Origin of the sequence: Cupriavidus phytohabitans, assembly GCF_017815025.1 — a bacterium.
Classification (GTDB): domain Bacteria; phylum Pseudomonadota; class Gammaproteobacteria; order Burkholderiales; family Burkholderiaceae; genus Cupriavidus.
In genome coordinates, this window is the sequence record NZ_JAGIQB010000102.1 from 1 (window position 1) to 8,880 (window position 8,880).

At 52.9% G+C, this 8,880-nt stretch carries 9 protein-coding genes and 1 pseudogene; 1 reads left to right on the top strand and 9 read right to left on the bottom strand.

Going from position 1 to position 8,880, the window contains the following annotated elements:
• Positions 1–153: pseudogene (locus tag J8I34_RS32395) on the top strand (IS30 family transposase); the annotation flags it as partial.
• A gap of 359 nt (positions 154–512) precedes the next feature.
• On the opposite strand, the gene cysC reads toward J8I34_RS32395, so the two are convergent.
• The 9 genes from cysC to J8I34_RS32440 all read right to left on the bottom strand — a co-directional run.
• Entirely contained in the window at positions 513–1,109 is a 597-nt protein-coding gene (gene cysC / locus J8I34_RS32400; protein WP_245176308.1) for an adenylyl-sulfate kinase, read from the bottom strand.
• Positions 1,110–1,271: 162 nt separating this feature from the next.
• Positions 1,272–2,993 carry a nodulation protein NodU gene (gene nodU, locus J8I34_RS32405; RefSeq protein WP_209777744.1) on the bottom strand — a complete coding sequence of 574 codons (1,722 nt, stop codon included), beginning with the start codon at positions 2,991–2,993 and terminating at the stop codon, positions 1,272–1,274.
• The gene (nodS, locus tag J8I34_RS32410; RefSeq protein ID WP_209777742.1) at positions 2,969–3,631 is read right to left on the bottom strand and encodes a nodulation methyltransferase NodS; all 663 of its coding nucleotides are present in this window, start codon (positions 3,629–3,631) and stop codon (positions 2,969–2,971) included. The genes nodU and nodS overlap by 25 nt, the downstream gene beginning before the upstream one ends.
• A gap of 90 nt (positions 3,632–3,721) precedes the next feature.
• Complete coding sequence (locus tag J8I34_RS32415; protein WP_209777739.1) at positions 3,722–4,315, bottom strand: NodA family N-acyltransferase; 594 nt, start codon at positions 4,313–4,315, stop codon at positions 3,722–3,724.
• 108 nt (positions 4,316–4,423) lie between these two features.
• Positions 4,424–5,149 (bottom strand): sulfotransferase, encoded by a 726-nt coding sequence (locus tag J8I34_RS32420; protein ID WP_209777755.1) that lies wholly within the window; start codon positions 5,147–5,149, stop codon positions 4,424–4,426.
• Positions 5,150–5,237: 88 nt separating this feature from the next.
• Positions 5,238–6,026 (bottom strand): ABC transporter permease, encoded by a 789-nt coding sequence (locus tag J8I34_RS32425; RefSeq protein WP_209777737.1) that lies wholly within the window; start codon positions 6,024–6,026, stop codon positions 5,238–5,240.
• Positions 6,027–6,029: 3 nt separating this feature from the next.
• The gene (nodI, locus tag J8I34_RS32430) at positions 6,030–6,944 is read right to left on the bottom strand and encodes a nodulation factor ABC transporter ATP-binding protein NodI (RefSeq protein WP_209777734.1); all 915 of its coding nucleotides are present in this window, start codon (positions 6,942–6,944) and stop codon (positions 6,030–6,032) included.
• Between the two features lie 67 nt (positions 6,945–7,011).
• A complete protein-coding gene (gene nodC / locus J8I34_RS32435) occupies positions 7,012–8,364 on the bottom strand; it encodes a chitooligosaccharide synthase NodC (protein WP_209808298.1) in 1,353 nt (450 codons plus the stop codon).
• A gap of 131 nt (positions 8,365–8,495) precedes the next feature.
• Positions 8,496–8,880: transposase (locus J8I34_RS32440; RefSeq protein ID WP_209808300.1), on the bottom strand; the 385-nt coding region annotated here is incomplete at its 5' end.

Below are 8,880 nucleotides of genomic sequence, written 5' to 3' on the forward strand. Positions count from 1 at the left end.
GGCACGGACCTGTCCATCTACTCGCAAGATGACCTCGACGCCATCGCCGACAGCCTCAACGGCCGGCCACGCAAAACCCTAAACGGGCACACACCTTTGCAAGTCCTCGCTCAGGTCCTGGCCAACCCAACTGACCGGCTCCCTGTTCAATAACCCGCAGGGTGTTGCACTTCGCTCTTGAAATCGCCGGCAGAACAATTTCCGGCCTGCTCCGACAGGCGGAATTGTGTGTAGAGCTCTCAACCCTACTGTGGGAATGGGCTGCTGTGCTGCTTTTCACGCTATTGCAAGCAGGACGCCGTGGTATATCTTCGACCAGGGGCCGCGCTAGGGTCGGGTATCTGTCGCCCCCTGCCAAAACTTAATCACAGGTAGTCTTGGGTGGCGTATAGGCAAAACTCCTTCTTTGGTGTGAGGTGCGTTTGCGTCTTCGAGGCTAGACACTTTTAACCCCAGAGGGACTTGATATGGGCTCGGATTCACACTATCAAGCTCAAACCTTCTCAACATATTTAATGACGAGACAGCCAGTCCAATACCATATTGGCTCCTTCATCGCTAGACATTGTGCATGTGTCGATGAAGACATCGGGACTCGTTGGTCTTTCATATGGCGAATCAATGCCGGTGAAGTTTTGGATCGCCCCCCGTCTGGCAAGTCGATATAGTCCCTTAGGATCGCGAGCCTCCGCTACGGCCAACGGTGCGTGAACGTAAACTTCAGCAAAGACATGTTTCCCCGCAATCAACCTAGCAAGCTCTCGGTCGGAATGGAAGGGTGAGATAAGGCATACAAGCACTACGATGCCGGCGTCGGCCATCAGTTTGGCAACTTCAGCCACGCGTCGAACATTTTCGCGTCGATCCTCCTTGTCAAAGCCAAGATCTTTGCAAAGGCCACGCCTGACTGAGTCGCCATCGAGAATGTAAGTGAGCCGCCCGCGCGCATGCAGGGCTGCCTCAAGCCGGTCGGCAATCGCCGATTTCCCTGCGCCGGACAGGCCTGTGAACCAGAGGATGGACGGCGCCTGACCAAGCAGTTGCGCTCTCGATTCCGGACCGACTCCGAAGTCGTGGATGTAAAGGTGAGGAGTGCGAGCATCGCTCATCATATTTCGTATACGTGCGTGAAATTGGACTTTGCAAACAACACGGGCGCCCGGGCTTGCAAACGCGTCCTGCCAAGTCTACGTACAAATTGGGCGAAGGTAGTTGAACGTCTAGCCCTGAAACGCGGAGCTACGTCGGGAGCGATGCCGCCACTATCGGGTCTATGCTCCTTTGGAACACATTACTGCTTCGTCCACATTCAATGTCGTGACGCTTCCTTCCGTTTTTCCCCAAAGAATACCCTCGAACCAAACTTGTTCCACGCGCCCCCATTCACAAGCGGACGCAGCGTCGGGGAAAAATCCTCGGCCGTGGAAATTCGCGCTTGTGTTGCAGAGCAAAGGAATACCTGTTAGCTTCTCATATTCGACCAAAAGCTTTGCGACGGGATGTTCAGAACTTCTATGGATGGTTTGCAAACGAGCAGTACCGTCAAGATGCACGACCGCAGGGATCTTGTCGCGCCATTCCTTACGCGTTAGATGGTCGAAGAGCATGTAGGGATCCGGAGTACCAGGCTCAAAGATGGACATTGCCTTATCCTCAAGGCATATTGGCGCCACCGGTCGAAAATGCTCTCGATGCTTGACATCGTTCAGAAGACGTTTCATTGCAGCCGAAGTTGGGGCTGCCAAAATGCTTCTTCCGCCCAAAGCCCGAGGGCCCAATTCGGCACGACCTGCAAGAAAAATGACTGGCTTGTTATCTGTAAGTATGCGGGCGAGTTCCGAAATCGTGCACGGAGACGCGGTCCATCCCGGAGGGACGACGCCAAGTTTTGCGGAAGGCCCGCTATACACTGACCATTCCAACGGTATGAACCCCTGGTCCGCAGCCATCGCACAGCAAGCCGCACCAATTGCCGAGCCGCTGTCGTTGGGGAACGGAGGGACCCATATTGCAGCGAATAAGCCACTCTCACGTAATGCGCTATTCCATTTGATGTTTAGCCCACATCCCCCAGCGATGCACAGGTTTTGGGGCACTTGTATTGAATGGCGCTGCAGCGCCATTCCGATTTCATGAACGAGAAGGCGCTCGAGAAAGACGTGAAAGGAGGCAAGAACATCTTGGTGAAGCTTCCCTTCAAGTCGGGGCAGGCTAGCTTGGAAAAAATCACGGACGGGTTTCAACGAGCCTTCAGGTGCCCTAATATTCGCACGATAGCTGCGCGCCAACTCGCTGTCACCAGCGAAGTGCTCTTCGTAAAGGCTGTGAAATACAGCTACGGTACTTTCATCGACGGACCCGAGCCCAATATAAGCCATGAGCTTGCCTGCCACGCCGAGATCCCAATCTGCTCCGCCAAGTTTCTTATAGGGACCAAAGTAGTGACCCGCCGCCGCATAGATATGGCCAATGAGGGGGAAGAGGCAGTCAACGCGGCGCGCCCCATCACGCTGCACATGGTAGAGCCTTGGGACGATGCCGCCATCCCAAACCAGACAAAGAGCGGGTTGCTCCTTTTGCGCAAACGGGCTGGTGCAGTATGCGGCCGCTACGTGCCCTGACACATGCGGAAAACTTTTGTACGGAAATGAACCTTCGCCGACCACCAAACCGTCGCCGTCAAGGGAGGCAAGGAGGTCATTGGCGTCGCTCTCAGCATACGGTGCGCCCTTTAGACTGATCGGAACAGATCCACTACGGACGTGGAATCTAGACTCCACGTCTCCATCCCAGCCATCAATGACGAACTGGTCTATATCTACAGCGTTCAGCCCATGTTCCGCCAAAACGAGGGCAATTTCCTCAAGGTTCTCGATTTCCTGATAGCGCTTATTGTTCTCTCGCTTTTCCTGCTCGATGCAAAAAACCAATTTCCCATCTTCTACCACGGCGATGGCTCCGTCGTGCGTTAGCTTGATCCCGCAGATCCGCATGCTATTTCCTCTTTATAACTCGGTAAACGTGTGTGTTGTGATTCGTCCGGGGATTTGCGAAATCGCGCTAGCGAGCAACCCTCGGTGAGCGATTGTCCTTTGCATTCAAAGTGCTCAACTTCAGTCAACTCTTCTCTGAGCATAGCAAGCACAGTTTCTGCACCAGCAATGTGCCCCCATCTCCGGCAAGTGTCGTCATGTGACGATCCGAATACCAACTGTCCGGCGGGCGCAAGCATTCCTGCGAGATTTCGGATCGTGGATCGCATTTCTGCAAGGTTATCCAAATAATACAGAACCTCAGCGACCACGATTAGATCGAACTTGTCACGCGTCGAGAAATCTTTGACATCTGAAACGATCCAAGTAGTGTTTGCTGGCTCCTTCAGTCGGTCGCGAGCACGAGCTATCGCTTGCGGAACAACATCTATGACTGTGAGCCGTTGGCAGTGGTCCACAAGTTTCTCCGTGAATGCCCCAGCAGCACATCCCACTTCAAGCGCATTAGTGATTCGGCCCTGCATGAGTGACAATCGAAGCATATGTCTGTGACGCTCGTGTTCGTAAGGATTAGTGTCGAGGCGCCAGGGGTCATCTGTATTCAATTCACGACGCAGCAATTCTAGGTTTGAAAGCATGGGCAAATCTTTCGGTTCTTAATAGTGGACCCTAACGCACGCTTCTTTCTACTCGAAGGTCGCCGACTAATCAATCCAGTAGACCTGTCTTCATAGCTCGGGTCCGTTGCGTTCGATTGTTTCGCCGCTTGGCCATTCTTGCAACGAACTGTTAATTGGCATAACCACGACGAGGACATCCTCCACCCGAGTGGATGGCAAATCCAAGTGGACGTTCGGAAGAGTTGAGCGCACGCGGATTCCTTCGATGATCGTTCCTAGTCCATGTCGGCACAATCGTGAAAAGTGAGTTTTCAACTCGTGCCTGACCGTCCCGAAAGCGAACGGTATGCGAAGCTCTTGAAGCACGGGGTACATTGCACGGATGGAATGGCTAATTCCGAATCCTTCAAGGTCCGGGCGAACTCCGTATAGACCTAGTTCGGCCACAAGCACATCAGCTGAATTTACCTTGATGAATCGTCGAAGTGCGCCCATGTGTGCCGCAACCCCTTGAGAATCGTAAGCTATGGCGCGGAGCTCAGGCCGTGCGCCCGCCCAACTTCGACCGCCGCTAAACGGCTTCGCATTGAAGGGCCCTGTCGGACCATAGGTCGCTTTGAAAAACTCAGCCAATTCTAAATGGTCGGAGAGTTCAAGATCATTTTCCCAGCGCAGTTTCCACTGAACTTTTGGCGACGACATAAAAGTAACCTATTGGAAGAGTTAATAGGCCAACCACTGTCACCTGTCGACCAATTAATTAAGTTGAGGCACAAAAATACGCATGCTCGTGCGATGGTTTGAGCCATTCTAGGCTTCGAAATAGCTTGTATGCGGCCCCCCGCTGAAATGGCGCTTTAGCTCAACGAAGTTGCATACCGTCTCTTGCAGAGGTCGCATTTCCTGACGCCGAAGGGCCGTGCGTACTGAGCATGCGTGCGGCGATGTTCCTAGGAAGGACCAAATTGCGTCGAGGCATGGGGCTGGATTGCGCAGTAAATTCTCATAGTCGATCGTCATAATCCGATCTCGATGAAAGGAATTCGCGACGAGAGTGTGGAAGTCGTCAGCGATCCTGAAGTAGGCTTCGCATTCATCGATGGTCAACGTTACGGTGGGTGGAGCGGCCAGGGAGTGGCACGTACCGTACTGTAGCCATTGACCACTTGTCCTTGCCTGAACGAGGGATCGCAGCGACTCCAGAGAATTTCTGCGGACAAATATCGCACGAAGATGTGGCCAACCGATCAAGTTCTCAAAGAATCCCGGCCGCTCGCGGAACTGGGGTTGGTTTATTTTGCAGCCAACGTGGGTGAGCGCCGTCTTTCCAGAGCGGGTGGGGTAATGTTGATAAGCTAGATCAAGAAGGTCCCTATCGCTACGTAGGAGTCGGCTATTATCTGGCCAGTTCATATCGTACGGATTGAGCAATTCTCCATTGCTCGACATATTAGGATGCAAATTCAGCAATTCTTCCAGATAGTGCGTACCTGTTCTGGGCATCCCAAGGATTACGAATGGTGCGGCTGTTGGCATGGTTTCGTTAAAGAGTTGCACAGATATACATCAAGTGGTTAGCGGCGGTACAAGGATTTGATCCCTGGTCAGAGTGTCGATGCGATCATCAAGACATCAGACGCCGGCGAACAAGGTCTGTCGATAGGAAGAAGGGCACTATTGCGTAAAGGCAAAGTACGGACACATGCAGACCGACACTCGCCGACGGGCGTCCAAGCATCGCGGGGCGGATGAGTTCGACGGAATGGGAAAGTGGAAGGACTCTCGACACAAGATGAAGGGCCCCTGGCAACTGTTCTACTGGGAAAATAACACCACTCAGGAAAAGCATCGGTGTGAGGACAAGCGTTTGGTAGAACACAAAGTAATCGTAACTCGGCGCAATCGCGACGAGGACCATAGCAAGGCTTGCAAATGCGAAGCCAGTTAGAACAATGACCGGTATTAGTAAAAAAATATTCGAGAGATCGGCATAGCCCAATGTTGCGGAAACGGCAGCCACCGCGGTGCCTGCCAGTAGGGCTTTGCTCGCCGCCCACGTCATTTCACCGAGGACGACGTCGCCAACCGTAAGCTTTGTGCACAGGACTGCTTCCCACATGCGCTGCGTGTGCATCCGAGAGAAGGCCGCATAGATTGTCTCGACCGTTGCGGAAGTCATTGCACTCGCAGCAACCATACCGGCTGCTAGAAACGCTACATATGCAGATCCTTCAACGTGATCTATCAGTACCCCAACTCCGAAGCCAAGGCCGAACAGATACATCATTGGATCTGCAAGATTGCCAATTAGGGAAACGAGAGCAGCCTTCCGCCATGCTAAGAAATTACGGCGCCATACCGTGCGCCAGTTCCAAGCGTTCGCGGGCAAAGTCATCATGAGTACGTCACGCATTATTTATTCCCTGATCTCACGCCCGGTTAGCCGCAGGAATACGTCCTCCAGATTTGCGGGGCGTTGTAGGACGCGCAGGCCCGAAAGCTCGCGTAAAGGTACCCGAATTTGTTCCAAATCGGAGGCGTAGCAGAACAGCGTCTCGCCGCTTACTTCGGTTCGGGGACCGTATGGTGCTAGTAATGAACGCAGCTCGTGTGGTTTGCCGCCATATACTTCTAGCACTTCGGTACCGATTTGTTTCTGGACCAGACTCTGCGGAGTTCCCTCAACGAGCTTGCGTCCGTCCTCTATTACGCAAAGCTGGTCGCACAACCGCTCCGCCTCTTCCATGAAGTGAGTAGTGAGAAGAATAGTCTTGCCCTTCGTTAGCAGCGAGCGCAATCGCTCCCAAATCAGGTGGCGCGCATGAGGATCCAAGCCGGTTGTAGGTTCGTCCATTACCAGAAGTTGGGGATCGTTGATCAGCGCGCGCGCGATAGTCAATGCCCTTTTCATGCCGCCTGACAGTTCCGTGACGCGAGCATGGGATTTCGTTTCAAGATGTGCGAACTCAAGCAGAGATGGAATCGCTGCCTCGATCTCGGCTGTGGTCATGCCAAAGTAGCGTCCAAATACAATCAGATTCTCGCGTACCGTAAATCCTGGTTCAAGATTGTCGAATTGCGGAACTACGCCGATGCGGGCGCGAGCTCGGCGTGCTCGTATTGGTACGGGCTCTCCCAGGACTGTGATCGTGCCGCCGTCAGGCATTGCCATTCCCAGAACCATTCGAGCAATCGTGCTTTTACCAGCGCCGTTAGGGCCCAACAAGCCAAAGCATTCGCCAGTTTTCACACAAAAAGATAGATCATTGACGGCAGGCTTGCCGCCATATGACTTTCTAACGCCGGAGAACTCGATCGCTGCGCTGGACATGAAGCTCGAAATATAAGTGTGTGTTGTTGTCTTCTGAAGGAAGCTTGGACGAGTAATACCAGTTGTCCTACTCGGTATAAAATTCATTTCCCGATGTCACACACGTAGGAGGCAAACATTTCTTACCAGAAATTTCAGAATGAAAAGTTGAATGAGTTTCCCCATCTGCATATTTTCCCGAAGATTCCGATGATGGATAGACGGATTTATCGTGCGAGCTGTTTAATGCCTCGCCCCGCGACAGCCAATCGCTATTTCCGAGTGTGCACAACGCGTAGGCTTTCACCGGAAGTAGAAGGAAGAGGTTAATCAGGGTATGCGCCGAGAATCCGAAAAATCTAAGCTGTCGAGCGTGAATAGCCGCTACGGTGGACCGAACGAACGTCATTGAGGCAATTGTTATGCACGCCGGCCAAGGAATTGTTGCCGTCATCACAAGCTGTGCAAGTCCACTGATGACTGAGATCGCTAGCAATAGCGAACCAACGTTCTGCGCAACGGTGTCCAGCGTAAGAAAGCCATTGAGGTGGGGAAGTAGACGTAGCGAGAGGAGCGTGTCACGGTATGTGCTGCGTGCCCACCGGAGCTGTTGCCGAAGATACGGTATGAGCTTATCTGGCACAACAGTAGCCGCGATAGCGCTAGGAACATACTCCGTTCGATAGCCTGCAGTCAGCATGAGAATCGTCAAATGGCGATCTTCACCAAAATCACTTTGCTTGCCCCGGAAGAACTGGGTCTCGTATTTATCAAGAAGACGAAGAAGCGCGGAGCGACGGTATATCGCACAAGGACCGCAGCAACACATAACGGAGCCAAATCTCCCCTGAGCCGCTCGCTCCTCGTTACACGCGAGCCAGTACTCCATGTCGATCAATCGAGTCAACCACGACTGCTTTCGATTACTGGCTGTCAACTGTCCCATGGCGGCACCAATCGATCTGTCCTGCATCTTGAGCACAAGGTTTTTTACGACATCATGGGCCAGCGTCGTATCTGAGTCGACGTTAAGTATGAGTTCTCCATAGGAGGAACGTATTGCGGCGATCTGTGCTTTACGTTTACCCACATTCTTCGGAAGGAGAATAAAGTTAAACCTCGGATCTTCCTCATAGTCCCGGTAGACCGCGACCAACGCATCACGGCTACTCGAGCCGTCATCAATTACATAAACGTTCAATACTCCGGCATACTCTTGCTTTGCGATTGAAGTAAGACAAGCTCTGAGCGTGGGCGGGTCTTCGTTGAAGCAGGGCACAATAACGTCGACGTCTGGCCGCCATTCCGGATCAATGACATTGGTTGGCGCAGGAGTGCCCCGTGTTGGTCGACTATGCAGAACCTGTGCGCTCTTATAAATGGTGGATAGGAGTGCGTACAATAGAACAGAAGTCGTGTTGATTGCGGCCGGAATATTCATCTATGTCGTTTTGTCAGGGGGCGTTAAGAAATATTAATATTACAAGACTACGCTGATCCGTAAAGAGAATCAGATGAAAATCCGAGACAAGTTATGAGCGCTACTTATTGAGGCTTGCATAAATGATGACATCACCACAACTCGGCCTGCTTCCAGCACGCGGCAATGATGTTGGCGCGTTGCTGTGCGCTACGCAGCCGATTGCGGGCGGTCGTTTTGAGTTCGGCGAGCGAGTGTGGGCAGAAGTTGGCGAGGGCATGGCGCTTGAGCCAGCCCCAGAGATATTCCACTGGATTCAGATCCGGGCTGTAGGGCGGGACAAAGGCCATCTGCACTGCATCACCAGTGCTATCGAGGTAGTCGCGCACGATGCGACTCTTGTGCTGCGCGGCGCCGTCCCAGATGATCATCAGGCGGCGCTTGAGGTGCGCGCGCAGTGCCTTGAGGAACTCCACGATCTGTGCGCTCTTGATCGCGCCGTCGTAAAGGCGGAACAGGCAGTTGCGATAACTCATT

What these genes read in the sequence shown, in the direction of transcription:
- cysC (WP_245176308.1), bottom strand. Translation starts at nt 1,109, where the DNA reads ATGAGCGATGCTCGCACTCCTCACCTTTACATCCACGACTTCGGAGTC.
- nodU (WP_209777744.1), bottom strand. Translation starts at nt 2,993, where the DNA reads ATGCGGATCTGCGGGATCAAGCTAACGCACGACGGAGCCATCGCCGTG.
- nodS (WP_209777742.1), bottom strand. Translation starts at nt 3,631, where the DNA reads ATGCTTTCAAACCTAGAATTGCTGCGTCGTGAATTGAATACAGATGAC.
- J8I34_RS32415 (WP_209777739.1), bottom strand. Translation starts at nt 4,315, where the DNA reads ATGTCGTCGCCAAAAGTTCAGTGGAAACTGCGCTGGGAAAATGATCTT.
- J8I34_RS32420 (WP_209777755.1), bottom strand. Translation starts at nt 5,149, where the DNA reads ATGCCAACAGCCGCACCATTCGTAATCCTTGGGATGCCCAGAACAGGT.
- J8I34_RS32425 (WP_209777737.1), bottom strand. Translation starts at nt 6,026, where the DNA reads ATGCGTGACGTACTCATGATGACTTTGCCCGCGAACGCTTGGAACTGG.
- nodI (WP_209777734.1), bottom strand. Translation starts at nt 6,944, where the DNA reads ATGTCCAGCGCAGCGATCGAGTTCTCCGGCGTTAGAAAGTCATATGGC.
- nodC (WP_209808298.1), bottom strand. Translation starts at nt 8,364, where the DNA reads ATGAATATTCCGGCCGCAATCAACACGACTTCTGTTCTATTGTACGCA.